Source organism: Knoellia altitudinis (genome assembly GCF_042666355.1).
GTDB lineage: Bacteria > Actinomycetota > Actinomycetes > Actinomycetales > Dermatophilaceae > Knoellia > Knoellia altitudinis.
Map to the genome: position 1 here is coordinate 2,366,407 of NZ_JBHTDK010000001.1, position 23,883 is coordinate 2,390,289.

Consider the following 23,883-nt stretch of genomic DNA (forward strand, 5'->3'; position numbering starts at 1 on the left):
CCTCATCGTGGCGATCGCGTATGCCGTCCTGACCTGACCGCGTCCGTGAGCGTCGCACCAACCGACGCGTACGGGCCTACTTGACCGGGGCTATGGAGCTGTAGGGGAGGGTGACGGGGACCTCGGCGCCCAGGACGGTGACCGCGACGGTCACGGTGTTCTTGACCGTGTCGACCTTGAGGATCTTGGTGGTCACGCCCACGTGGGCGCCTGCGGTGATCTTCACCGTGTCACCGGGGGAGAAGGGGTCGGGGTCGACCTTCACCGTCGTCGACGGCACGGGCGTCGCCGTGACCTTGGGCAGGGTCGGCGGTGGTGGAGCGGGCACCGGTTTGGGCTTGGGCACCGTGGTCGGCCGGGGCGCCGGAGCCGTGGTGGGTGCGGGTCTCGGGGCCGGCTGCTGGGCGGGAGCGGTGGGCTTGGAGCTCGGTGCCGGCCTGGGCTTGGGCTTCGGCTTCGCGGACGGGGCCGTCGACGGGCTCGGCGTCGCGCTGGCACCACCCGAACGGGGAGCCGCGCCGGCGGGCGGCAGGTAGGGGGCGCGGTCGCCGAACCCGGGCGGCAGCGCGGTGGCCGGCAGGACGCTGTGGCCCGACCGGTAGGACGCGGCGATGCTCGTGACCTTGGCGACGTAGTCCATCGAGTGGTTGTAGCGGAGCACGGCACGGGTGAGGTCGCCGGGCTGGGTGAGGTCACCAGGGCCCGAGCAGAGGTAGATCCCGGCGGCCGTCGCGGCGTCGGACATGTTCTGCGGGTCGCGCCTGCCGTCACCGTTGCCGTCGGCCCCCACGGACTTCCACGTGCCGGGGATGAACTGCATCGGCCCGACCGCGCGGTCGTAGGTGGTGTCACGGTCGAAGCGGCCGCCATCGGTGTCCGTGATGCGGGCCACCCCGGCGCCGGTCAGCGGGATGCCGAAGATGCCGGGCACGGCGGTGCCGGCGGAGTCGAGGAGGTTGCGGCCCCAGCGGCCGTGGTCGCTCTCGACCTTGCCGATGCCCGCGAGCAGGGCCCAGTCGATCCGACAGCCCGGGTCGGCGGAGGAGAGGAGACGCTGCGCGGCCTGGTATGCCGCGTGTGCCTGAGCCGGGATGCCGCTCGCGACGCTCGAGAGCCCCCACGTCTGCGGCCCGTCGGGCAGGGGAGGAGTGAGCGACTCAGGAGGGATCGAGGAGTTGGGGTCGGGGAGCTCGAGGGGCGGCAGGGCGGGGAGAGCGGGCAGCGTCGTCACGCCACCGGCCTGCTGCACCGCGACGGGAGGGACGACGATGCGGGGACGGGGCTGGGTTTTGGTCTCAGTCGCCGCCACCGCCGCGACACCCGTCGTCGTGACGGCCAGCGCTGCGACGACCCCGACGACACGTCGTCCCGTGGTGGTGCGCAGAGCAGCGAGTGCTGCCCTCGGCCTGCTGACACCCATGTCGGCTCTCCTTCACGCGCGCCGTCGTTGGCGCAGCGCCAAGGTTACCCGGAGGAACCCTGACCTCGGCAAGTGTGCGCGAGGCAACCCGTGGCCCCCTCCGATGCGGTGGGCGAGCCAGAGATGGGTGAGCCGACCACCCATGGGTGGTCGGCTCACCAGCTTCTGACTCCGTCGCGCCGCTCAGCGGCGCGCGGGGCCCCGGCTCAGAGCGCGGCGACCACGTGCTCGATCGAGGCGATGAGCTTGCTGACGTCCTCGGGGTCGACGGCCGGGAAGGTCGCGACACGCAGCTGGTTGCGGCCGAGCTTGCGGTAGGGCTCGACGTCGACGACGCCATGCGCTCGCAGGGTGGCCGCGATGACCGAGGCATCGACGGCGTCGTCGAAGTCGATCGTCGCGACGACCTGGCTGCGTGCGGCGGGGTCCGCCACATAGGGCGTGGCGTAGTCGACCGACTCGGCCCACGTGTAGAGACGGTCGGACGAGTCCTTGGTCCGTGCCGTCGCCCAGTCGAGGCCACCCTGCGCGTTGAGCCACTGCACCTGGTTGTCGAGCAGTGCGAGCGTGCCCACGGCGGGGGTGTTGTAGGTCTGGTCCTTGCGGCTGTTGTCGATCGCGGTCGGCAGGCTGAAGAAGTCGGGCACCCAGCGTCCGGACGCCGTGATCTCGTCGACGCGGGCCAGCGCGGCGGGGGAGAAGAGGGCGAGCCAGAGCCCACCGTCGGCGGCGAAGCACTTCTGCGGGCCGAAGTAGTAGACGTCGGTCTCGGCGACGTCGACCGGCAGGCCCCCAGCGCCGGACGTGGCGTCGATGAGGACGAGCGCGTCGTCGGCGGCACCCTCGACGCGGCGCACGTCGGTCATGACGCCGGTGCTCGTCTCGTTGTGCGCCCAGGCATAGACGTCGATGCCGTCCTCCGCGACGGCGCTGGGGCGGGTCCCGGGGTCGCTCTTGATGATCGAGGACTCACCGAGGAACGGCGCGTTGGACGTCACCGCACCGAACTTGCTCGAGAACTCACCGAAGGCGAGGTGCTGCGCGCGCTCGCGGACGAGGCCGAAGGCGGCGATGTCCCAGAAGGCGGTCGCGCCACCGTTGCCGAGGACGACCTCGTAGCCCTCGGGGAGGGAGAAGAGGTCGGCGAGCCCGGAGCGCACCGACTTGACGAGGTTCTTGACCGGGGCCTGGCGGTGCGAGGTGCCAAGGACGGTGGAGCCCAGCGAGGCGAGGAACTCGACCTGCTCCGGGCGGACCTTGGAGGGTCCGGAGCCGAAACGGCCGTCAGCGGGAAGGAGGTCGGCGGGGATGGTGATCGCGGCGTCAGTCACCGGTGCAGTCTCCCGCACTCCGCGGGCGCACCCGGTCGGAGTTCACCCACCGGACGGCGTCTCGCCGGACGTCGTCGCCGGGGCGCCGACGACGACGCGGCGAGGTTTCCCCGAGTGCTGCTGGACGCACACGGGAACGCGCGGCACGGCATACCGAAGGGGTGTGCCGTGCCGTTGTCGCCGGTGCGCTGTCTCAGCCCTGGCGGAAGCCGGTGACCGACTCGATGCCGCGGGTCGCCTCGCCGATGTAGCGCGAGCTCGGGCGGATCAGTCGCCCGGTCTGCTTCTGCTCGAGGATGTGCGCGCTCCAACCGGCCGTGCGGGCAGCCACGAAGAGCGGGGTCATCATGTCGCCGGGCACCTGGGCGAAGTCGAGGAGCACCGCCGCCCAGTAGTCGACGTTGGTCTCCATGACGCGATCGGGGTAGCGCTCGGCCAGGGCGGCGATGGCCGCCTTCTCGAGCTCGACGGCCACCTCGTAGCGCGGTGCTCCGAGGCGCTTGCAGGTGTCGCGCAGCACGGCAGCTCGTGGGTCGTAGGCGCGGTAGACGCGGTGCCCGAAGCCCATGAGCCGCTCGCCGCGGTCGAACACCCCCGCCACGTATGCCGTGGCGTCACCGCTGCGTTCGACGCCCTCGATCATGTGCTGGGCGCGGGACGGTGCGCCGCCGTGGAGCGGCCCGGACAGGGCGCCGATGGCGCCGGACAGGCAGGCCGCCACGTCGGCACCGGTCGAGGCGATGACCCGGGCAGTGAAGGTCGAGGCGTTCATGCCGTGCTCGGCGGCGGAGATGAAGTAGGCGTCGATGGCCTCGACGTGCGCGGGGTCGGGTTCGCCGCGCCACCGGATCATGAAGCGCTCGACGATGGTGCGCCCCTGGTCGACCTGGCTCTGGGGGACCATGGGCGAGCTCTGGCCGTGGGCGGACTGCGCGATGAACGAGAGGGCCATGACGGAGGCCCGAGCCAGGTTGTCGCGGGCCTCGGTGGCGTCGATGTCGAGAAGTGGCTTGAAGCCCCAGACCGGCGCGAGCTGGGCGAGCGACGACTGCACGTCGACCCGGATGTCGCCGGTGTGCACCGGGAGAGGGAAGGGCTCGGCCGGCGGCAGCCCCGGGTCGAACTCGTTGTCCACGAGCAGACCCCACACCTGGCCGAAGCTCACCCGACCGACGAGGTCCTTGATGTCGACGCCGCGATAGCGGAGGGCCCCACCCTCCTTGTCGGGTTCGGCGATGCGCGACTCGAAGGCGACCACGCCCTCCAGGCCGGGCCGGAAGTCGGGATCAGGGCCGGCCTCGCTGGCAGCGGCGGGCTGGGCGTTCTGGGACGTCGATGTCACAAGTTCCCTCGTCTCGGGTCCATCCGGTGTCGGGCAGCAACATTGTGCACTCCGACGCTCAAGCGGTGGGGCAGGTGTGGCGATCGGCTGGTGATCCACACTGTCACCGACATTGCCCGTGTCAGGGTGGAGGACGTGTCCGTCACCGACGACTTCTCGTTGCGCAGCATCGCGCTGCCGGCGTTCGGGCCGACCGCGGTCTGGTCGGTCGGCGTGGGTGCTGCCGTCCCGGTCGTGGCGCTGAGCGCCCGCGACCTCGGGGCGAGCATCGCCCTGGCGGCGGCGTTCGTCCTCATCGAGGGCCTCTCGGCCTTCGTCTCGTCGCTGCCGGCGGGCTCGCTCGTGGCGCGCATCGGTGAGCGGCGGGCCCTCGCCGGCGCCGCCGTCGTCGATGCCCTCGGAGCAGCGCTCGCGGTGGTGGCGCCGAACCTGTGGGTCCTCGGTGTCGCCATCGGCCTCATGGGCATGACGGGTTCGGTCTTCCTCCTCGCCCGGCAGTCGTGGCTCACGGCTCGGGCACCCGTGCGGATCCGTGCCCGCGCGATGTCGACGATGGGGGGCGTGCAGCGCGTCGGCCTCTTCGTCGGCCCCTTCATCGCGGCGCCCCTCATCCACGTGTGGGGGACACAGGCGGGGTATGCCGTGGCCGTCGCCGCCGGGTTCTCGGCTGCGGTCTGGGCGTGGTTCGGTCTGCGGGACCACGACGACCCGGACGGCCTGGGTTCGGAGAGCGCTGGCGACGTCCTTGGGGCACGAGAGCGCGTCAGCCTGCTCGACGTCGTGCGCGGTCACCGGCGCGTGCTCCTGACGATCGGGGCGGGAGTCGTGCTCATCGGTGCCGCCCGTCAGGGGAGGTTCGTCATCGTGCCCCTCTGGGCGGAGTCGGTGGGGATCACCGACAGCCAGACCGCGCTGCTCTTCGGGATCGCCGGTGGCGCCGAGGTCCTCCTCTTCTATCCGGCGGGCTCGGTCATGGACCGGTTCGGTCGCGTCTGGGTGGCCGTGCCCTTCCTCGTGGTGCTCGGGGTGGGGATGGTGCTGCTGCCGCTGTCGCACAGCTTCACGACGGTGGCCGTGGTCTCGACCGCCATGGGCGTGGGCAACGGACTCGGCTCGGGCATCGTCCAGACGCTCGGGGCCGACGCCGCCCCCGTCGTCGGCCGCGCGCAGTTCCTCGCCGTCTGGCGCTTCCTCTCGCTTCTCGGGCAGAACGGCGCGCCGCTCCTCGTGAGCGGCGTGACCGTCGTCGCCAGCCTGGGTGCCTCCTCCGTCGTCCTCGGGCTGCTCGTGCTGGGAGGTGCGCCATGGCTGGCCCGGTGGCTCCCGGCACACGATCCGCGCCGCAAGGCGGTCAACCCTGTCGGAACGTGATGAGAGAATGGAGGCGTGACCGATCTCATCGACACCACGGAGATGTACCTCCGCACGATCTTCGAACTTGAGGAAGAGGGCATCACGCCGCTGCGGGCCCGCATCGCCGAGCGGCTGGGCCACTCGGGCCCGACCGTCTCGCAGACCGTGGCCCGCATGGAGCGTGACGGGCTGCTCGCCGTCGCGGGCGACCGACACCTCGAGCTGTCGGTCGAGGGCCGCCGCCTCGCCACGCGGGTCATGCGCAAGCACCGCATCGCCGAGCGGCTGCTCGTGGACGTCATCGGCCTCGAGTGGGAGTACGTGCACGAGGAGGCGTGCCGGTGGGAGCACGTCATGTCCGACCGGGTCGAGATCAAGATCCTCGGTCTGCTCGCCGACCACGCGGAGTCCCCCTACGGCAACCCGATCCCGGGCCTCGACGAGTTCGGTGAGGCGCTCGGTGAGGACTTCCGTCTGGGTCTGTCGACGCTGAGCGAGGTGGCCGGGACCCTGCCGATCACGGTCACGGTGCGCCGCATCGGTGAGCCCGCCCAGGTCGACCACGAGGCCCTGGGCCTCATCACCGCCGCTGGCCTCCTCCCCGGCCAGCTCGCAGTCGTGCGCCGTGAGGGCGCCCGGGTCATCGCCGCCCTCGCCGGAGCCGACGAGTCCACCGGGGTCTCGCTGCCGCACGACATCGCCTCGCACGTCTTCGTGGCCCGGGCCGCAGCCCCCGTCTGACCCACCGATCCACCTCTGCCTCGCTGCTGGACCAGCGCTGCCCGGCCCCTTGGGTGCCGTCATGGATCCGCCGTGCCCGTTACCGGAATGTGACTTTGCCGGAGGGCGCCGTTACCGTGGGGTCATCCCTGATCCACCCGAGAGGTTCTCGTTCGTGATTTCCCCTGTGTCCCGTCCCGGTCGACGACGTGCTTCTGAGCGCGGTCGACTCCCCGATCTCCGCTCGTTCTCGTCGATGTCCCGACCCACCATGCTCAAGAGCCTCGTCGGCCTGGGCCTAGCCACCAGCATCGCGGCTGCGCTGGCCATCCCCGTCCAGGCAGACCCGCCCCAGGTCGAGCTGTCCGGCCAGACCTCGGCGCTCGTGGCTCGCGACCGCGCCGACTCCGTGGCCGGCACCACGTCGCGCAGCTCTGGCCGCACCGCGGTCGCCGGCGCCACCTCCGTGACGGCCCCGGCCGTCGCCGACAGCGTCAAGGTCTCGGCCGGTCCCATCGGTGTCACCGCGGTGGCCAAGCCGAAGCCCAGGCCCAAGCCGAAGCCGAAGCCCGAGCCCAAGGCCGTCGAGACGCCCCAGAAGGCCGAGAGGGCCGAGGAGAGCGAGACCTCCAAGTCGTCCGACACGTCCTCCGAAGAGGAGTCGAGGTCGTCGAGCTCGTCGTCCACGTCGCGGTCGTCCAGGTCGACCTCGTCCGTCCCGTCGGGTGTCGGATCCGGTGAGTACGTCGGCTGGTGCAGCGACAAGGGCCTGGGCAGCAACGCCTCCACGGTCTGCTCGGCGGTTCGCTCCAACTTCGGCATCACCAGCATCGGTGGCTTCCGCGCAGGCGCGGGCGACCACGGCAGCGGTCGTGCGGTCGATGTCATGGTGTCCGGGTCCACGGGTGACGCCGTCGCCCAGTGGGCCGTCAACAACATGAGCCGGCTCGACATCACCTACGTGATCTGGAAGCAGCGCATCTGGCTCTCCGGCGCATCCGGCTGGCGGTCCATGGACGACCGTGGGTCCGTCACGGCCAACCACTACGACCACGTGCACATCTCGGTCGAGTGACCTGAGCCGACGTCGCAGGGCGGTGGGACCTGAACCGGTCCTGCCGCCCTCGTCGTGTACTCGGGGGCTGCTCCTTCCCTCGCATTTCGGGCGCCGTGACCCAAACGTGACTTCGGCCGGGCAATTGGGTACCGTGGCCACGATTCATCTCCCCCTGGGGTGAGTCGTCGCGACGGATATGCCGAGTCCTGTCACCGTCGTCGACTGCATCGCAATCCGCTTGACAGGAGCGGGGGACCCAATTCTGGGGCGACCACTGGTTGCTCCTCGGGGTTAAGTCAGTTCCGACTGGCCGGGCAGAACCTCCGTCCGAACCCGACAGCTCACCCCGTAGGCACCGAGAGGTTCACCGTGGCTCACTCCACCCAAGGGCGTCATCGCACGCCCGGACGACACAACCCTGTCTCCGAACTGTCCGTCCTTGCCTCGCGCGCCGGTGCTACCGGCGCCAAGGCCACCGCGGTGCTCGCAGCCTCGGGTGGCCTGGTGGCGGCGTTCGCACTGCCCGCCTCCGCTGCCCCCGACACGGCTCAGCAGGTGAGGAGCAGCGCTCCCGCAGCACCGGCCGTCGCAGCGGCAGCCCCGGCCATCAGCGCCCCTCTGGCCGCCACGCCGGTCGTGGCCCAGGCCGTCGGTGTCACCGGCGTCACGGTCATCGCCAAGCCGAAGCCCAAGCCCCGGCCGAAGCCCGTCGTGCGTGTGGAAGAGCCCCGCGAGAGCCGCCTCGTCGCGGCCGGTGAGCGCAGCGAGCGCTCCGAGACCTCGCGGCGTTCGACGAGGACGCGCACCACGCCGACGACGAGCCGGTCCTCGTCTCGCACGCGCGTGACCGCTCCCACCGAGTCCTCGAGCGCCCCGTCCCCGAGCTCGACGTCCACGAGCAGCAAGTCCTCGAGCCAAGTCGTCAACATCGCCCGTGGCCTCCTCGGCATCGCCTACGTCTACGGCGGCAGCACCCCCGCCGGCTTCGACTGCTCCGGCTTCACCCAGTACGTCTACAACAAGGCCGGGATCTCCATCCCGCGCACCGCGTCCGCCCAGCAGCGCGCCGCGACCCGTGTCTCGAGCCCTCGCCCCGGCGACCTCGTCTTCTACGGCAGCCCCGCCTACCACGTCGGCATCTTCACCGGTGGCGACATGATGATCGACTCGCCCCGCACCGGGAAGTTCTCCAGCGAGCGCAACATGTGGGGCACCCCCACCGGCTTCGGCCGCTTCTGAGCAGGCCAGGTCACCTCGACGAGGTGACCGTCCGGCATACGCCAGATCGAACGCCCCTGGGCCCGCGCGGGCCCGGGGGCGTTCGTCGTCGTATGGAACAGTTGGTGCATGACCGACCTCGTTCTTGGCCTGTGGGGTGACGTCACCGACCCGTGGTCCTACGTCGCGAAGCATCGTGTCGAAGCGGCCGTCGCGGTGTCCGAACGTCCCGCAGACATCGTCCTCATCCACCACGCCTTCCTCGCCGGCCCGGTGGCCCCGGCCGAGCTCGAGCGGGCGGCCATCGCGTGCCGACCGGATGGCATCGACATCACCGTGACGAGCCCTCCGACGGCCGACACCACGGACGCGCACCGCCTCGTCGCGTTGGGTCTCGCGCTCGGTGGTCCTGCGCTCCAGGGGGCCGTCCTCGAGCGACTGTATGCCGCCGTGTTCACCGAGGGGCTCGACGTGGGCTCACCACGGGTCCTGCAACGCCTCGCGGCGGAGGCAGGCCTCGACGAGCATCGGGTGGGGGACCTGCTCGCCTCGTCGGAGCGTTCGGCGGAGGTGGCGGCCGACGTCGCGGCCGCAGGCGCGAGTGGCATCGTGTCGACGCCACACTTCGTCGTCGGCGAGGACAGCCGCCTCAGTGGTCCGGCGAGCATCGAGGCCTACGCGCTCCTGATCAGTCAGGCCATCGCGGACCGGTGATCGGCATCAGCGCTCGGCGGCCTGCAACGCCTCGGTCAGCATCGACATGAGCGCCTCGAGCTGCACGTCGGCCGAGGAGCCGATCTCCTCGTCCGAACCGTCCAGGGCGCGGGCCGCGAGCCCGGCCTTGTCGTCGATGAGCTGAGCGAGGCGCGAGTCGATCGTCTGGGCGGCGATGATCCGCCACGCAGTGACCGGCTCGGTCTGGCCGATGCGGTGCACTCGGTCGATGGCCTGCGTCTGCTCCGCCGACGTCCAGGACAGCTCGGCCAGCACGACATTCGAGGCGACCTGGAGGTTGAGTCCCACCCCGGCCGCGGTGAGCGAGCACACGACGACGGCGATGTCCGGGTCGGTGAGGAACGCCTCGATGTTGGCCTTGCGCACCTTGGGCGTCTGGTCGCCGCGGATCGACGCGTAGCCGACGCCCCGCTTGGCGAAGGTCTGCTCGGCCGTGTCCATGACGTCGACGTGCTTGGCGAACAGGACCACCTTGCCGACGCTCCGGGCGAGCTGGGCGGCGTAGTCAGCAGCCAGGCCGGCCTTGGCCTGCCCGATCTTGCGCATCACCGTGAACACGTTGTCGCCGGTCTTGGCCGACCCGGCGTTCTTGCGCTCCCACTCGGCGACCCGACGGACGAGGTCGTGGTCGATGCCCTCGACCTCGGGGGCGGTCTTGCGGGCGGCCAGGGTCGACTCGTAGCGGGCGACCAGGCGACGGGTGAGCTCCTGCTCCGCGGCGCGGATCGAGCGGCTGGCCTCGTCGTCGAGCTCCACCGGCAGGTCGGCGACGCGACGGGCCGGGATGTCGGAGGCGACGTCGACCTTGCGGCGTCGCACGATGCCGAGGTCGATGACGCTGGTGCGCGCGGCGGCGTAGAAACCGGGGTCGGCGGGCGTCAGGCCGGTCTCCTCGAGGGCGGCCATGAGCTCGTGCCTGGGCTTCTTGGCCTCGATCCACCCCAGGAACTGCCAGATCGCCCTGAAGTCCTCGATGTCGTTGATCAGCGGCGTGCCGGTGAGGGCCATGAACAACGCGTTGCTCGTGCGCGCCCGGATGCGTTCGGACACCTCGAGGACGTGCTGCGAGCGCTGCGACGACTTGTTCTTGATGAAGTGCGCCTCGTCGACGACCATGCCGCGGAAGCCGTGGTTCCCGAGCCAGCCCACGTGCCGGTCGAGGATCTCGTAGTTGACGATGACGATGTCGGCGAAGCCGTCGATGGACTCCCCGTCGCCATGGATGACGGTGGCCGCCCGGCGTGGGGTCCACAGCGCGGCCTCGTGCGCCCAGTTGGCCTTGACGACGTTGGGGACGACGACGAGCAGCGGGAAGGCGTTCGCGGCGTCAGCGGCGAGCAGCGCCTGCGCGGTCTTGCCGAGACCGGGTTCGTCGGCGAGGAGGAAGGTGCGGTGGCCTGCCGCAGCGGCCGCCACGACCTGGGCCTGGTGGTGCATGAGCTCGAGGTCCTTGATGCCGTGCACGACGGCAGCCGGCTCGGGCAACGGCATGCACGTGGCGTCGCCGCCGTACTCGAACGCGCGGAACAGCGGGTTGAGCAGCTCCCAGTCACCGAGCCGGTTCGTGGTCGGACGACGGGTCGGGACGGACGAGAAGTCCGGCGCGAGGAAGGGGTTCGCGAGCTGGCGGGCGATGACGGTCTGCGGGACGACCCGGCGCGGGGCGGGGGAGCTGAAGTCGGCAGCGGCCGGCGGTTCGGGCTCGGGCTCCGGCTCGGGCTCCTGCCCGCTGGCTCTGAGAAGGTCGTTCTTGAGGCTCTTGGCCGCGTAGGACACGTCGGCGCCGTCTGCCAGCAGCGCCAGCAGCGAGGTGTCGCGAGCCGCCATCTTGGCGAGGATCGTGGCGATGCCGTCGAGCCGGGTGAGTGCGCCGGTCCGCTGGGCCTCCGAGATGGCGGTGTCTGCCTTGACCCGGGCGCGTTCCTCCCGCATGAGCAGGGCGACGACCTGGTATGCCGTGCGACCGCTCGGCTTGACCTTGCCACCGCGCGCTGCGGCTTCGACCTGCCGGATGGTCTTGGCCAGGACGGGGATGATGCCCTCGGCGTCACGGGCGCGGGGGCGCCGCTGGTCGCGCGTCGTAGTGCGCTGCGCGCCAGCGCGGCGGGGAGCTCGCTGTGCCAAGCGGTTCCTTCTCCTGAGTCGGACAGGGTGGGGTGCGCCGAAGTCGGCGCCGGGTCCACCGGGCGTGAGGCAACGCGGCCATGCCGAGAGGACGGCGACTGCGGCCAACGTGCATGCGTGCCGGGGTCGATCCTTGGCCCCGGTGTCGCGGCGCGTCCTCGCCGAACGGCGGGACGCAGGTCAAGACTACGTGCTGCGGCGCGGAAACGGGCACTTCGCCGGTGCGGCCCGGAGGCGTAGCCCTGAAGGACTATCCCGGAGAACGACGACCGCGAGTAGGTTCGGTGCCGCAACCGTGACGATCAGGAGGCGGCGCGATGAGGCTCTACATCTGCTGGGGCACCGGCGGTAGCGACCACCATGACTGCCACAAGGCGCACCAGGCGCTGGTCGACGCCGGTCATGCCCCTGAGATCATCAAGGCCCGTGGCCAGGAGCACCTGCCGAAGTTCCTGCAGCGCAAGGTGCGTCGCGAGGTCCACGCGCTGACCGGCTCGTTCTTCGTGCCCGTCCTGGTGCTCGATGACGGCACGGCCATCAACACACCGGACGAGATCGTGGCCTGGGCGAAGGCCAACCCGGCGCGGTGAGGGCGTGCGTCACGTGAGGACGCGCTAGTCCAACCAGGTACGCAGGGCGCTCGAGCTCGCGACATACGCCACGAGCAGCACAGTGGACACCATGATCGTGCTGCAGTGCAGGCGCCTGGCTCGCTGCGTCAGCCGAGGTCCGTGACCCCACAGCACCGATGCGCTCGCGAATGCCGCGAGAGCAGCGGCCACCGGGCCGAGGAACGCGCCCACGAGCAACCCGACAGGCCACAGGCCTTCGAGCGCAACGGGGATCTCGAGCGCGTCCGCGTGCACCGGCAGGGCGACGAACACGAGGAAGGCCAGGCTGCATGCCACGGCGACGGCGCAGCAGAGCTCCGCATCGTGCTCGGCCTCTCGTGCTGTCGAAGCCTGTGCGCGGGGCATGACGCCAGCGTGGCACCAGCGACGGCGCTTGACCAGCCCCGGCCTCCGGGCGGATTCGGCTGTGTCGTCGTCGTACACGTCTGGGCAATTCAGGTACGGGTGCCCTCGGCGTGATTCGAACACGCGACACCTTCTTTAGGAGAGAAGTGCTCTTCCCCTGAGCTACGAGGGCGGGAAGGGCCCGGAGGCCGCGAACCAGACTAGATCACGGCATACTCGGCGCGTGACCGCACCGGACCACACCGAGACGACCACGCATCGCGACCCGGTGCAGCGCCGCACCGTCGCCACCCTCTCGATGTCGCAGATCCTCGGTGGTGTCTCGCTCGCCAGCGGCGTAGCGGTCGGTGCCCTGCTGGCCGAGGACGTCTCGGGATCGCCGACCTATGCCGGGCTGGGGTCGACCTTCCAGGTCATCGGCTCGGCCCTGATCGCCATCCCCATGGCCCGCCTCAGCGCCGCCCGGGGGAGGCGGCCGGGACTCGTCCTGGGCTACGCGCTCTCGTTCGTGGGCGCCCTCGGACTCATCGCCTCCGGCATCGTCGGAAGCTTCACGCTCCTGCTCGTGGCGAGCCTGCTCTTCGGCGGGTCCACGGCGTCGAACAACCAGGCGAGGTATGCCGCGGCCGACCTTGCCGACCCGGCCCACCGTGGGCGGGACCTCAGTCTCGTCGTGTGGGCGACGACGATCGGGAGCGTGCTCGGCCCCAACCTCGTCGGGTCGAGCGAGAGCGTGTCACGGGTGCTGGGCATCCCGCGGCTCACGGGCCCCTTCGTCTTCTCCCTCGTCGGCCTGGTGCTCGCCATCGTCGTGCTGACGTGGCGGCTCCGCCCCGACCCGCTGATCGAGGCTCGCAAGCGCGTCACCGACGCCGACCCCAGCGCGTCCCAGCGGACCCACGGCTCCATCGGCCGCGGCCTGCGGGTCATCGTCGCTCGACCCCAGGCCCTGCTCGGGCTCATCACGTTGGCCCTCGGGCACATGACGATGGTCAGCGTCATGGTCATGACGCCGCTGCACATGCGGCACGGGCATGCCGACCTCACGGTCATCGGCTTCGTCATCAGCGTCCACATCCTCGGGATGTTCGCCTTCTCGCCGCTCACGGGCATGGCGGTCGACCGGCTCGGTGGGCGAGTGGTCGCCATGGTCGGGTCCGGCATCCTCGCTGCGGCCACCCTGCTGGCATCGACGGCGCCGATGGGCCACTCGACAGGGCTGCTCATCGCCCTGTTCCTCCTCGGGCTGGGCTGGTCCTGCACCCTGGTGTCCGGCTCGACGCTGCTCACTGGAGCGCTGCCGGTCGCCGAGCGTCCGGGGGCGCAGGGCGCCAGCGACCTCGTCATGGGGCTGTCGGCCGGACTGGGCGGGGCCCTGGCCGGAGTCGTCGTCGACCGGGCGAGCTTCCACGTCCTCGCCCTCGCCTGTCTCGTCATCGCCCTGGCCATCGGCGTCGCGGCCGTCGTGCTGCGCGGCCGCGCGGATCCCTCGCAGTAGCTCCGTGCGCCGTGCGCCGTGCGCCGTGCGCCGTGCGCCGTCCGCCGTCCGCCGCGCGCTGTGCACTGCTGCGCTGTGGCGCAGCAGTGCACAGCGGCCGTCGGGACGGTTCCCGGTCGGGACGTGAGATGCCAGCGCGAGCGCGGCACGGCATACCAGCGGTCGTTGTTAGCCTGCAGCGGTGAGTGACATCGGACCGCAGTCAGAGATCGACTCGCGGACCGAGCGAGTCCGCCACGCCGTGGCGGGATGGACGAGGCACCTCGTCGACCTCGGGGGTCGCAACACCCTGCTCTGGTATCGCGACCTGCCCACCGGCACCCTCGACCTCACCACTGCGCACCCTGGCGGGGTCTCCATGCTCCTTGCCGGCCGGCCGACCCGACTGTCCGATCTCGTCCGTGAGCCGGTGGCGTTCGGCGAGGCCAGGCGGCGGGCCCGCACCATCGCCGCCAAGAGCCGCGAGCTGCGCGAGGAACGCGGCATCGACACCGGGTTCGTCGCCGTGGGGATGGCCACGTGGAGCCTCGGTCGCGGCAAGGCGGCGACGACCCGGCGACCTGCCGCGCCCGTGTTCCTGCGGAGCTGCACGCTGCGGCCGACGACTCCGCAGCACGACGACTACGAGCTCGACCTCGGCGACGAGATCGAGCTCAACCCGGTGCTCGAGCACTACCTCTCGTCCGAGCAGGGACTGACGATCGACCCCGAACGGTTCGAGGCCCTGACGCACACCGCCGGTGGCTTCGACCCCTATCCCGCGTATGCCGCACTCACCCAGGCCTGCGCGGACGTGCCGGACTTCGAGGTCTCGCCACGGATCGTGCTGGGCACCTTCTCCTACGCCAAGCTGCCGATGGTCGCCGACCTCGCGACCCAGGGCGACGCGCTCGCGGACCACGACGTCATCGCGGCCATGGCCGGCGATCCCACGGCGATGCGGTCCGTGCGCCACGAGCTGCCGAGCCGCCCGGTCGACAGCGTCCCCGACCCCGCCCGGGGCCTGCTCGTCCTCGACGCCGACTCGTCCCAGCAGGAGGCCATCGAGGCGGCTCGCTCCGGCGCGCACCTCGTCATCCATGGCCCGCCCGGCACGGGCAAGTCCCAGACCATCGCCAACCTCGTCGCGGCCCTCGCGGCGGACGGCAGACGCGTGCTCTTCGTCGCCGAGAAGCGGGCTGCCATCGACGCCGTCGTGGGCCGGCTCGACCGGGTCGGTCTCGGCGACCTCGTCCTCGACCTCCACGACGGCGCCCGGGGCCGCCGACGCATCGCTGCCGAGCTCGCGGAGTCGCTCCCCGGTCACACGAAGCGGCCCGCCGACCCGCCCGGCCGTGACGTCGACCGGCTGCGTGCCGCCGCATCCACGCTGCGCGAGCACCGCGACGCCATGCACGAGCCGCGCCACCCGTGGGGCGTCTCCGTCCACGACGTGCAGGAGGCGATCAGCGCGCTCGGCGGGAGTGAGCACCCGCCGCACTCGCGCGTGCGCATCCGCGGTGAGGCCCTGCAGTCCCTGCCCCGCGACCGCTACGAGGTGCTCACCCGCGAGCTCACCCGGATCGCGTCCCTCGGTGCCTGGCGTACCGACCACGCCGCCGACCCCTGGTTCGGCGCCACGGTCCGCACCCCGGACGACGCAGTGCGCGCGCGCGAGCTTGTCGAGCGCTGGTCCGGTGACGGCATCTCGAGCGTCGGGGCCATCCTCGCGGAGGTCTTCACGGGGCTGAGCCTGCCCACCGCACGGACCGTGCGCGACTGGGGGCGCATCCTCGACACCGTCGCCGAGGTGCGCGACACCCTCGAGACGTTCCGGCCCGAGATCTTCGACGTCCCGCTCGGCGACTTCGTCGCGGCCACCGGTTCCCCGGAGTACCGGTCGTCGGTCGATGCCGACCTCGGCTGGTGGGAGCGGCGCAGCCTCAGGCGCCAGGTGCGTCGCTACGTGCGCCCGGGACGGCCGCCCGCGGACCTCCATGCGGCGCTCGTCGCGGCGAACGAGCAGCGCAGCGCCTGGCGCGAGATGGCCGGAGCCGGTGGGCGTCCGGAGATGCCGGCGGACCTCGACCGGGCGATGGACGCGTATGCCGCTCTGGCAGCGGACCTGGCCTGGCTCGACGAGCGCGTGCCGGCCACGGACGGTGCTCCGAGCCTCGTGGACGTGCCACGGGCCGAGCTCAGCGCGCGCCTGGAGTCGCTCGCGCAGGCCCCCGACCGGCTGGCCGTCGTGCCGTCGGTCATCGGCCCGACCGAGTCCCTGCGCGCCGCCGGGCTCGGAGGGCTACTCGATGACCTCTCGACCCGTGGTGTGAGTGCCGACAGGGTCGCGGGCGAGGCCGAGTTCGTGTGGTGGAGCTCGGTGCTCGACGACATCTCCCTGCGTGACGCCCGGGTCGGAGCCCACGACGGCGACGACCTGCGCCGGACCGTCGGCGAGTTCGCTGCGGCCGACCGAGAGGTGCTGCGACACAACGCCAGTCGGGTCCGGGCCGCCGTGCGCGCCAACGTCGACCGGGTCCTCGCGGACGCGCCGGAGCATGAGAGCCTCATCCGCGCCGAGGGCGCGAAGTCACGCCGTCACCGGGCACTGCGTGACCTGCTGCCGGCCACGGGTGAGCTGCTCACCGCCGTGCGGCCGTGCTGGGTGATGAGCCCGCTCGTCGTCGCGTCCGTGCTGCCTCCCGGTGTGTGGTTCGACGTCGTCGTCTTCGACGAGGCCTCGCAGATCCCACCGGCCGAGGCCGTGTCGGCGATCTCGCGGGCCCGTCAGGTCGTCCTCGCGGGGGACGCCAAGCAGCTGCCTCCGACGTCCTTCTTCACGACCGTCACGGATGCGGGCGACGCCTCACCGGACGACTCACTCACCGAGGGTGTCGAGTCGGTCCTCGACGTCATGGCCGCGACCCTGCCGAGCCGCCGTCTGTCCTGGCACTACCGCTCGCAGGACGAGCGGCTCATCTCCTTCGCCAACGAGCACGTCTATGACGGGTCGCTCGTCACCTTCCCGGGTGCCGGCTCGGCCCCGGTGCTGCGTCACGAGCTCGTCGACGGGGCGGGAGTCGTCACCGAGGGGGCGGGCAGCGTCGAGACCACCCAGGCCGAGGTCGAGCGAGTCGTCGACCTCGTCATCGAGCACGCTCGGGACCGGCCGGGCGAGAGCCTCGGGGTCATCGCCCTCGGGCTGGCGCACACCCAGCGACTCGACGACGCCGTGCGCCGGGCCCTGCTCGGCCTCGAGCCGCAGGCGGCGGCCTTCTTCAAGGAGGACCTCCACGAGCGCTTCTTCATCAAGAACCTCGAGCGCGTCCAGGGCGACGAGCGGGACGCCATCATCCTCTCCGTCGGCTACGGCAAGACCCCGCACGGGCGGGTGCTGCACCGTTTCGGCCCACTCAACGTCGAGGGCGGGGAGCGGCGGCTCAACGTCGCCATCACCCGGGCCAAGAAGCGCATGACGGTCGTGTCGTCGATCAGCGCCGACGAGCTCGACCCCCAGCGGCTCAAGGCCAGGGGAGCCGTCATGCTGCGCGACTTCCTCGCGCACGCGGCCGATGCCGCCCACCCAGGCGCTGCTGCATCATCGGACCCGGTCGACAGCGCCACCGAGCCGGTCGCGGGGGACAGCTCCGACCTGACCGCACCGTCGGTCGTCATGGCCGAGTTCGCCCGACGACTGCGGGCCGGTGGGCTCACCGTCCACGAGCGCTACGGGTCCTCGGCCGACCCCATCGACCTCGCCGTGGAGGACCCGAACCACCGCGGCCGGCTGGCCGTGGCCGTCGAGTCCGACGGGCCGGCGTATGCCGCGATGTCCAGTGCGCGCGACCGTGACCGTCTGCGTGCCGAGCACCTCGGCCGTCTGGGCTGGAGCCACGTGCGGGTCTGGACCCGCGACGCCTTCCGCGACCCGGCGCGCGACGTCGCCCGGATCCGGGACCTCGCAGAGCGCGGCGGGTCATGACGCGTCGCTCCCGTCGCTCGTCGAGCGCTCCCCGCCGGGTCGGCTCCGACGCGGGGCTGACCTCTGCTCGTCCGCTGGTCGACCAGCCGAGCGAGCCGGGCCGGCGAGCACGAGAGGAGGACGCGTCGGTGAGCGGACGGCATACCGCCAAGAAGGTCGACCAGACCAAGGACGACACGGACGAGGGCTGGGGAGAGGCCGGCGACGGCGACGCGTCCGCACGGTGGTTGCGCGAGAACCGTCCGCCCCACTGGGACTGAGCCCCTCCCGGCGCCGCGACAGGACCGGCCCGTCACCTTCCGGCGGCGGTGAGGGCGTCGCCGAGGGCGGTGCGCCAGTAGAGGACCTCGCGACCGGATCGCCGGCGCAGCACGAGCCCACTGTCGAGGAGCACCTTGAGGTGGTTGCCCACGGCCCCCATCGGCAGGCGCGTTCGGGCGGCGAGGGCCGTCGTGCTCGCCGGGTCGCCCAGCTCACGCAGGATGTGGGCCCGGTTCGGGCCGACGAGCCGGGCCAGTCCGTCGGGTGTCTCACCGGCAGGGGGAGCGAGTGCGCCGGTCATGGGGTAGTAGATGGCGTACCTGTCCGGAAGGGCCCAGCCGACCCAGCTGCCATCCCACCCCACAGGGATGAAGGTCAGCTGGGCGTCGGCGTCCAGTCGCCGGGTCGGATGGTCGGCGCGGTTGATCCGAAGCTCGTCGCCCTCGAGCCACTCGCGGTCGCGGCCCAGGTCCCGCAGCACGCCCTCCCACCCGTGGGAGGCAAGGCGCGACGTGCGAGCCACGATGTCGGCCCGCAGGATGCGCTCGCGCCGCGGCCAGTCGCTCGCGATGGTGTGCGTCCAGAGCCATTCCAGGAGTTCGGTTGCGTGGGTCGACACCCCGGGCCGCATGAGGACCCTCGGCAGGGTGCTCGGCGACGACTTCCGCAGGTCAGCACGAACCCGCCTGTCTCCCAGTGCTCGGACGAGGGAGAGCTCGTGGGCGAACGCCGGCGAGGGGAGGTCGGACGGCAACGTCAGGAAGTCGGCGAGCCAGCCACGGCGGGAATGGTGCGCCGCCACGGCTGCGCGGCCCGGGTGGTCGGCCAGCATCCGACCGAACGCCTCGCCGTGTGCTGCGACGAAGGCCCGGTCACCACGAAACCGGCCACGGCTGCCGGCGAGGTGGCCCAGGGCACCGACGACCTCGGCCATGGGTGAGATGTCGAAACGAGCTCTTGCCAGCACGGATGCCGGCACCTGCCACGTCCCCATGTTTCGCCTCCACGCGAAGAGATGGCCTTGCTGTCACGGTCGGCGCCAGAGTACGTCCGTGACGACCTACCGCGAGATCTTCGGCATCCGAGAGTTCCGGGTGCTCTTCGTGTCCCGGCTGTTCGCCATGGTCGGCGTGGTCGTGTCCAGTCTCGCGCTCGGGACCGTCATGTACGACGAGACCGGGTCGCCGCTGCTGACGGCCCTGTCACTCTTCGGTGGTCCGCTCGTGCAGCTGGTCACCGCGCGCTACCTGCTGGCCGCATCGGACCTGCTGCGTCCGCGAACGGCGATGACCCTCACCGCCGGGGTCACCACGACCACCGCCGCGCTGCAGCTGCTGCCCGGCCTGACCTGGGAGATGCGGTTCGTCATCCTCGCCGCTGGATACGTCACTCTGGCGGCGACGTCCGGCACGGTCGTCTCGCTGCTGTCGGACATCGTGCCCCAGGAGGCATTCGTCCTGGCCCGGGCCACGATGAACATCACTGTGGGCGGCATGCAGGTCATCGGCTACGGGGTGGGTGCCCTTGTCCTCGCTGCGTTGTCGCCGTCCTGGTTGTTCGGCATCGCCGCCGTCACCGGGGTGGTGGCGGGTGCCGTCGTCCGGCTCGGGATCGGTGAGCACCCACCGCGCGCCACCGGCAAGGTCGTCGAACGCAGCCGTCGCGTCAACCGGGAGCTGCTGCGGTCGCCGATCGTCCTCCCCCTCTTCCTGATGATGTGGGTCCCCAACGGTCTCATCGTGGGGTGCGAGGCGTTGTTCATCCCCTATGCCGGTGAGGACGCCGGCTACCTCTTCGCTGCCGGCGCCGTCGGCATGCTGAGCGGCGACGTCGTGATCGGACGCTTCCTGTCGGAGGAGCTGCGCGACCGGCTCATCGTGCCGCTGCGGGTCGTGCTCGCCCTGCCGTTCCTCGTCTTCCCCCTGTCGCTGCCGATGCCCGTCGTGGTCGTGCTGGTAACGGTCTCGGCGCTCGCCTACCCGGCCTCGTTGCCCATGCAGGAGCGCCTCGTCTGGCACACCCGACAGGACGTCCGCGGTCAGGCGTTCGGCCTGTCCAGCACCGGGTTGATGGCCGGTCAGGGCGTGGGCGCCGTCCTCGCCGGCGGCACCGCCCAGCTGCTGGAGGGTCCGCGCGCCGCGGGCTGGGCCATGGCGGTGATGGCCGTCCTGTCCTTGCTCATCACCGCCGCACTCGCGCCCGCCCTCCGGCGATCGGCCAAGCCCATGCCCGGCTTCGGTCGCGCGGATCCCCGGAAGGGCTGAGCCGTCAGCTCAGAGGTTGGGACGGGCGCGCAGGCTGTCGCGGATCTCCTTGAGCAGCTCGGTGTTCGGGTCGATCGTCTCGGCCTCGGGCTCCGCGGGGAACAGACGCTCCTTGGCGAGCGTGTAGGGCTTGACGATGAAGAAGTAGACGACGGCGGCCAGGATGAGGAACGCGACGAGCGCGGTGATGAACGCGCCGAGCGGGATGCCAGCCGGCCGCCACTCGTCGAACTTGGGCTGGTTGCCGACCTTGCCCACGATCGACATGATGACGTCGACCATGGCCTTGACGACCGCGCCGAAGGCCGTGGCGATGACCACTGCGACAGCCAGCTCGACGACGTTGCCCCTGAGCACGAAGTCCTTGAAGCCCTTCATGGTTTCTGTCCTTCCGTTCGATCAACACGCTGCGCGACGGGAATTCGCCGAAGCGCGACCACAGTACAAGTCACCGAAGGCCCGAGCGAGACGAGCGCCGGACGCGTCGTCGCAGGGCTACGGCTCGGGTCAACCGGTCACCACGGCCAGCACCCGCGGTGGCCCCCCGTCCGGTCGTTGACCAGCGAAGACCTGGTCCAAGGCGGTCGGTGACAGCGCGATGACGAGACCTCGAGGGGAGACGTGGGAGCCCGGCAACGATGTGGGAAGTCCGCCGTCGTCGGGCGTGTCGACGCCGAGGACCAGTACGTCGCGCGCGACTGCCGAGCCCCCGGTGTCGGCGAACAACGTCACCCGTTGACCGGCCGAGACGAGGTCGAGCGAGCGCTCGTCGGCGAGCAGGACGTGGGCCGCGACATGGTCCGTCGGCAGCCCGTCAGCCGGTGTCTGCGGGACGAGCCGGCCCACCGTGAGCACTTCGCCGACCTGCACCCTCGAGGCAAGGCGACGCCCCACGAGCTCGTCCGGGTCGGCCACCGCCCCGACGGCACCCACCGCCCGCGGCCGCGACTCGAGGTCGGCGGACCGCACGTCCGACGCGGTCAGGACGGTCCCCGCAGGGAGGGCACGCGCCGCCACGAGCACGGTGGTCGTGGCAGGAGAGGGCGGACGGACGATGCCGACGAGGGCGAGCAGGGCGGCCACCGCACAGGCCACGGCAACCGTCCGGCGCAGGGCCCACCGGCGCCAGCGGGCGCGCCGGGACGGACCGAGGAGCTCCGGGCGGGACGGCGAGGGGAGGCGGAGGCGTGGCATCCCTCGACGCTAGGTCGGGCGGGTCGGTCAAGGCGGGCTCGGAACGAGTCTGTGGACGACGTACCCGGTGAAGGTGACCCTGTGGATGACGGGCGACACTGCATACGAAGGGCCGGTATGCCGTCCGGCAGAGCCCGCTGCGCAAGCACGTCATTCGCTGTCGCGGGGTGCGCGCCAGTACCGTCGAGTCGTGAGCGACAACAGCGTGACCCCCGAAGAGCCCGAGCAGAGCACCTTCGCCGACCTCGGCCTCGACGAAAGAGTCGTCAGGGCGCTCAAGGACGTGGGCTACGAGACACCGTCCCCGATCCAGGCCGCGACGATCCCGGCGCTGCTCGAAGGGCGCCACGTGGTCGGTCTGGCGCAGACCGGCACCGGCAAGACGGCGGCCTTCGCGCTGCCCATCCTCAGCCGCCTCGACCTCAAGCAGAAGTCACCCCAGGCCCTCGTCCTCGCGCCGACCCGCGAGCTCGCCCTCCAGGTCTGCGAGGCCTTCGAGAAGTACGCCTCGCGGATGCCCGGCGTCCACGTGCTGCCCGTCTACGGCGGCCAGGCCTACGGCGTGCAGCTGAGCGCGTTGCGCCGCGGCGTCCACATCGTCGTCGGCACCCCCGGCCGCATCATGGACCACCTCGAGAAGGGCACGCTCGACCTGTCGGAGCTGCGCTTCCTCGTCCTCGACGAGGCCGACGAGATGCTCAAGATGGGCTTCGCCGAGGACGTCGAGACGATCCTCGCGGACACCCCGGCGGAGAAGCACGTCGCCCTGTTCTCGGCGACCATGCCCTCGCAGATCCGACGGATCTCCAAGAAGTACCTCACCGACGCCCTCGAGATTACCGTCGAGCGCACGACGGAGACGGCGCCCAACATCACCCAGCGCTACCTCTTCTGCTCCTACCCGCAGAAGATCGACGCCCTCACCCGGATCCTCGAGGTCGAGAACTTCGAGGGGATGATCGTCTTCGTCCGCACCAAGAACGAGACCGAGATGCTCGCCGAGAAGCTACGGGCGCGTGGCTTCTCGGCCACGGCCATCAACGGCGACATCGCCCAGGCGCAGCGTGAGCGCACCGTCGCCCAGCTGAAGTCCGGCAAGCTCGACATCCTCGTGGCCACCGATGTCGCCGCGCGCGGTCTCGACGTCGAGCGGATCAGCCACGTCGTCAACTACGACATCCCCACCGACACCGAGTCCTACGTCCACCGCATCGGTCGCACCGGGCGTGCCGGGCGCTCGGGCGACGCGATCTCGTTCGTCACCCCTCGGGAGCGCTACCTCCTCAAGGCGATCGAGAAGGCCACCAAGACGACCCTGACCGAGATGCAGCTGCCCAGCGTCGAGGACATCAACGCCACCCGCCTGGGTCGTTTCGACGACCGCATCACCTCGGCCCTCGCGTCGAGCGAGCTCAGCACCTTCCGTGACGTCATCGCCCACTACGTGCGCAACCACGACGTGCCCGAGGCCGATGTCGCCGCCGCGCTGGCGATCGTGCTCCAGGGTGACGAGCCGATGCTGCTCGGTCCTGACCCGGTCCGCCCGCCGCGACGTGAGCGCGACTTCGAGGACCGTGGCCCGCGCCGCGACGACCGTGGTGGCGGCCGCCCGGGGAGGGGTGGGGGCGACGAGCGTCCGGCGAGGCGGGGGGCGAACGTCCCGATGGCGACCTACAAGATCGCCGTCGGGCGCCGCCACAAGGTCGAGCCACGCCAGATCGTCGGCGCGCTCGCCAACGAGGGCGGACTCGGCCGGCAGGACTTCGGCCACATCGACATCCGCGCCGACCACTCGCTCGTCGAGCTGCCCGCGACGCTGCCCTCGGGCACGTGGGACAAGCTGCGCACGACCCGGATCTCCGGTCAGCTCATCGAGCTGAGCGAGTCACAGGAGCGTGGCGGGCGTCCGGACAAGAAGCCGCACCGCAAGGGCCCCCGCAGCTGACCGCGGCCAGGCCCCTCGACCGCGAGGGGTCAGGCGGACGCCTTGGACGAGGACGACGCCTTCGAGTCCGACGAGCCGCCGGAGCTCGAGAGCTTCGACGAGCTGGATGAGTCCGAGGTGGAGGACGAGGAGCTGCTCGTGCCCGAGTCGGACGAGCCGCCCGTCGACGCCGCGGGCGTGCTGCTCGTGGCGGCCGCGCGCGAGTCGTTGCGATAGAACCCGCCGCCCTTGAAGACGACTCCGACGGAGTTGAAGACCTTGCGGAGAGACCCGTCGCACTCGGGGCAGATCGACAGCGAGTCGTCGCTGAACGACTGCACGACCTCGAAACGGTGGTCGCATTCGCGACACGCATAGGCGTACGTGGGCACGGGGTTCCCTCCTGGGCACTGCGGCATGAGCGTTTCCAAGGATACGGAACGTCGAGGGATGCTCCGGTATGCCGCCCACTGGCCGAGCCGTGCGGCATACCTGCCGTGCGTC

Annotated in this window: 20 protein-coding genes, 1 tRNA gene, 1 pseudogene and 1 riboswitch; of the genes and pseudogenes, 12 read left to right on the forward strand and 10 right to left on the reverse strand. The window is 71.2% G+C overall.

The genetic code is table 11. The features are described from left to right. Positions 1-76 precede the first annotated feature (76 nt). The 3 genes from ACFQW8_RS11270 to ACFQW8_RS11280 form a co-directional block, all read right to left on the reverse strand. Positions 77-1,420: a lytic murein transglycosylase gene (locus ACFQW8_RS11270; protein ID WP_380087379.1), complete on the reverse strand. Its 1,344-nt coding sequence runs from the start codon at positions 1,418-1,420 to the stop codon at positions 77-79. A 206-nt stretch (positions 1,421-1,626) separates the two neighbouring features. Further along, complete coding sequence (serC, locus tag ACFQW8_RS11275) at positions 1,627-2,751, reverse strand: phosphoserine transaminase (RefSeq protein WP_380087381.1); 1,125 nt, start codon at positions 2,749-2,751, stop codon at positions 1,627-1,629. A 193-nt stretch (positions 2,752-2,944) separates the two neighbouring features. Beyond that, positions 2,945-4,093: a citrate synthase 2 gene (locus tag ACFQW8_RS11280; protein ID WP_380087383.1), complete on the reverse strand. Its 1,149-nt coding sequence runs from the start codon at positions 4,091-4,093 to the stop codon at positions 2,945-2,947. A 135-nt stretch (positions 4,094-4,228) separates the two neighbouring features. Between ACFQW8_RS11280 and ACFQW8_RS11285 the strand changes: the two genes are divergently transcribed. From ACFQW8_RS11285 to ACFQW8_RS11305, 5 genes are all read left to right on the forward strand, one after another. Next, on the forward strand, positions 4,229-5,464 hold the full coding sequence (locus ACFQW8_RS11285) for an MFS transporter (protein WP_380087386.1): 1,236 nt from the start codon (positions 4,229-4,231) through the stop codon (positions 5,462-5,464). A gap of 15 nt (positions 5,465-5,479) precedes the next feature. Further along, positions 5,480-6,187, forward strand: a complete 708-nt coding sequence (locus tag ACFQW8_RS11290; protein ID WP_380087388.1) for a metal-dependent transcriptional regulator — start codon at positions 5,480-5,482, stop codon at positions 6,185-6,187. Between the two features lie 235 nt (positions 6,188-6,422). Next, positions 6,423-7,241, forward strand: coding sequence for a hypothetical protein (locus ACFQW8_RS11295; protein ID WP_380087390.1), 819 nt, complete (start codon positions 6,423-6,425; stop codon positions 7,239-7,241). A gap of 200 nt (positions 7,242-7,441) precedes the next feature. Then, positions 7,442-7,590: riboswitch (cyclic di-AMP (ydaO/yuaA leader) on the forward strand. A 2-nt stretch (positions 7,591-7,592) separates the two neighbouring features. Further along, complete coding sequence (locus ACFQW8_RS11300; RefSeq protein WP_380087392.1) at positions 7,593-8,462, forward strand: C40 family peptidase; 870 nt, start codon at positions 7,593-7,595, stop codon at positions 8,460-8,462. Between the two features lie 108 nt (positions 8,463-8,570). Beyond that, complete coding sequence (locus tag ACFQW8_RS11305; RefSeq protein ID WP_380087394.1) at positions 8,571-9,155, forward strand: DsbA family oxidoreductase; 585 nt, start codon at positions 8,571-8,573, stop codon at positions 9,153-9,155. Between the two features lie 6 nt (positions 9,156-9,161). Here the strand turns inward: ACFQW8_RS11305 and ACFQW8_RS11310 are convergent, their stop codons facing one another. Further along, positions 9,162-11,300, reverse strand: coding sequence for a DEAD/DEAH box helicase (locus ACFQW8_RS11310; protein WP_380087397.1), 2,139 nt, complete (start codon positions 11,298-11,300; stop codon positions 9,162-9,164). A gap of 317 nt (positions 11,301-11,617) precedes the next feature. On the opposite strand from ACFQW8_RS11310, the gene ACFQW8_RS11315 reads away from it, so the two are divergent. Beyond that, the gene (locus ACFQW8_RS11315) at positions 11,618-11,890 is read left to right on the forward strand and encodes a hypothetical protein (RefSeq protein WP_380087399.1); all 273 of its coding nucleotides are present in this window, start codon (positions 11,618-11,620) and stop codon (positions 11,888-11,890) included. 24 nt (positions 11,891-11,914) lie between these two features. Here ACFQW8_RS11315 and ACFQW8_RS11320 read toward each other — a convergent pair whose 3' ends face one another. Both ACFQW8_RS11320 and ACFQW8_RS11325 read right to left on the reverse strand, forming a co-directional pair. After that, a complete protein-coding gene (locus tag ACFQW8_RS11320; protein WP_380087401.1) occupies positions 11,915-12,277 on the reverse strand; it encodes a hypothetical protein in 363 nt (120 codons plus the stop codon). A 100-nt stretch (positions 12,278-12,377) separates the two neighbouring features. Further along, positions 12,378-12,449: transfer RNA gene (locus ACFQW8_RS11325), tRNA-Arg, on the reverse strand. 51 nt (positions 12,450-12,500) lie between these two features. Between ACFQW8_RS11325 and ACFQW8_RS11330 the strand changes: the two genes are divergently transcribed. The 3 genes from ACFQW8_RS11330 (at position 12,501) to ACFQW8_RS11340 (ending at position 17,996) form a co-directional block, all read left to right on the forward strand. Then, complete coding sequence (locus tag ACFQW8_RS11330; RefSeq protein WP_380087402.1) at positions 12,501-13,775, forward strand: MFS transporter; 1,275 nt, start codon at positions 12,501-12,503, stop codon at positions 13,773-13,775. A 181-nt stretch (positions 13,776-13,956) separates the two neighbouring features. Beyond that, entirely contained in the window at positions 13,957-17,736 is a 3,780-nt protein-coding gene (locus ACFQW8_RS11335) for an AAA domain-containing protein (RefSeq protein WP_380087404.1), read from the forward strand. Next, a complete protein-coding gene (locus ACFQW8_RS11340) occupies positions 17,733-17,996 on the forward strand; it encodes a hypothetical protein (RefSeq protein ID WP_380087405.1) in 264 nt (87 codons plus the stop codon). Before ACFQW8_RS11335 ends, ACFQW8_RS11340 begins: the two co-directional genes overlap by 4 nt. A gap of 32 nt (positions 17,997-18,028) precedes the next feature. Here the strand turns inward: ACFQW8_RS11340 and ACFQW8_RS11345 are convergent, their stop codons facing one another. Beyond that, the gene (locus ACFQW8_RS11345) at positions 18,029-18,991 is read right to left on the reverse strand and encodes an ArsR/SmtB family transcription factor (RefSeq protein ID WP_380087407.1); all 963 of its coding nucleotides are present in this window, start codon (positions 18,989-18,991) and stop codon (positions 18,029-18,031) included. A 58-nt stretch (positions 18,992-19,049) separates the two neighbouring features. Here ACFQW8_RS11345 and ACFQW8_RS11350 point away from each other — a divergent pair, with 58 nt between their 5' ends. Next, on the forward strand, positions 19,050-20,261 hold the full coding sequence (locus tag ACFQW8_RS11350) for an MFS transporter (protein WP_380087409.1): 1,212 nt from the start codon (positions 19,050-19,052) through the stop codon (positions 20,259-20,261). Positions 20,262-20,270: 9 nt separating this feature from the next. On the opposite strand, the gene mscL is transcribed toward ACFQW8_RS11350, so the two are convergent. Next, positions 20,271-20,639, reverse strand: coding sequence for a large conductance mechanosensitive channel protein MscL (gene mscL, locus ACFQW8_RS11355; protein ID WP_380087411.1), 369 nt, complete (start codon positions 20,637-20,639; stop codon positions 20,271-20,273). Between the two features lie 129 nt (positions 20,640-20,768). After that, complete coding sequence (locus tag ACFQW8_RS11360) at positions 20,769-21,455, reverse strand: SAF domain-containing protein (protein WP_380087413.1); 687 nt, start codon at positions 21,453-21,455, stop codon at positions 20,769-20,771. Positions 21,456-21,540: 85 nt separating this feature from the next. On the opposite strand from ACFQW8_RS11360, the gene ACFQW8_RS11365 reads away from it, so the two are divergent. Together ACFQW8_RS11365 and ACFQW8_RS11370 are read left to right on the forward strand one after the other, a co-directional pair. After that, positions 21,541-23,400, forward strand: a complete 1,860-nt coding sequence (locus ACFQW8_RS11365) for a DEAD/DEAH box helicase (RefSeq protein ID WP_380087414.1) — start codon at positions 21,541-21,543, stop codon at positions 23,398-23,400. Positions 23,401-23,442: 42 nt separating this feature from the next. Next, positions 23,443-23,616 carry a hypothetical protein gene (locus ACFQW8_RS11370; RefSeq protein ID WP_380088685.1) on the forward strand — a complete coding sequence of 58 codons (174 nt, stop codon included), beginning with the start codon at positions 23,443-23,445 and terminating at the stop codon, positions 23,614-23,616. A 14-nt stretch (positions 23,617-23,630) separates the two neighbouring features. On the opposite strand, the pseudogene ACFQW8_RS11375 reads toward ACFQW8_RS11370, so the two are convergent. Further along, a pseudogene (locus ACFQW8_RS11375) lies at positions 23,631-23,798 on the reverse strand (FmdB family zinc ribbon protein); the annotation flags it as partial. Positions 23,799-23,883: the final 85 nt, after the last annotated feature.

What these genes read in the sequence shown, in the direction of transcription:
- ACFQW8_RS11315 (WP_380087399.1), top strand. Translation starts at nt 11,618, where the DNA reads ATGAGGCTCTACATCTGCTGGGGCACCGGCGGTAGCGACCACCATGAC.
- ACFQW8_RS11295 (WP_380087390.1), top strand. Translation starts at nt 6,423, where the DNA reads ATGTCCCGACCCACCATGCTCAAGAGCCTCGTCGGCCTGGGCCTAGCC.
- ACFQW8_RS11340 (WP_380087405.1), top strand. Translation starts at nt 17,733, where the DNA reads ATGACGCGTCGCTCCCGTCGCTCGTCGAGCGCTCCCCGCCGGGTCGGC.
- ACFQW8_RS11365 (WP_380087414.1), top strand. Translation starts at nt 21,541, where the DNA reads ATGACGGGCGACACTGCATACGAAGGGCCGGTATGCCGTCCGGCAGAG.
- ACFQW8_RS11305 (WP_380087394.1), top strand. Translation starts at nt 8,571, where the DNA reads ATGACCGACCTCGTTCTTGGCCTGTGGGGTGACGTCACCGACCCGTGG.
- ACFQW8_RS11345 (WP_380087407.1), bottom strand. Translation starts at nt 18,991, where the DNA reads ATGGGGACGTGGCAGGTGCCGGCATCCGTGCTGGCAAGAGCTCGTTTC.
- ACFQW8_RS11320 (WP_380087401.1), bottom strand. Translation starts at nt 12,277, where the DNA reads ATGCCCCGCGCACAGGCTTCGACAGCACGAGAGGCCGAGCACGATGCG.
- mscL (WP_380087411.1), bottom strand. Translation starts at nt 20,639, where the DNA reads ATGAAGGGCTTCAAGGACTTCGTGCTCAGGGGCAACGTCGTCGAGCTG.
- ACFQW8_RS11270 (WP_380087379.1), bottom strand. Translation starts at nt 1,420, where the DNA reads ATGGGTGTCAGCAGGCCGAGGGCAGCACTCGCTGCTCTGCGCACCACC.
- ACFQW8_RS11360 (WP_380087413.1), bottom strand. Translation starts at nt 21,455, where the DNA reads ATGCCACGCCTCCGCCTCCCCTCGCCGTCCCGCCCGGAGCTCCTCGGT.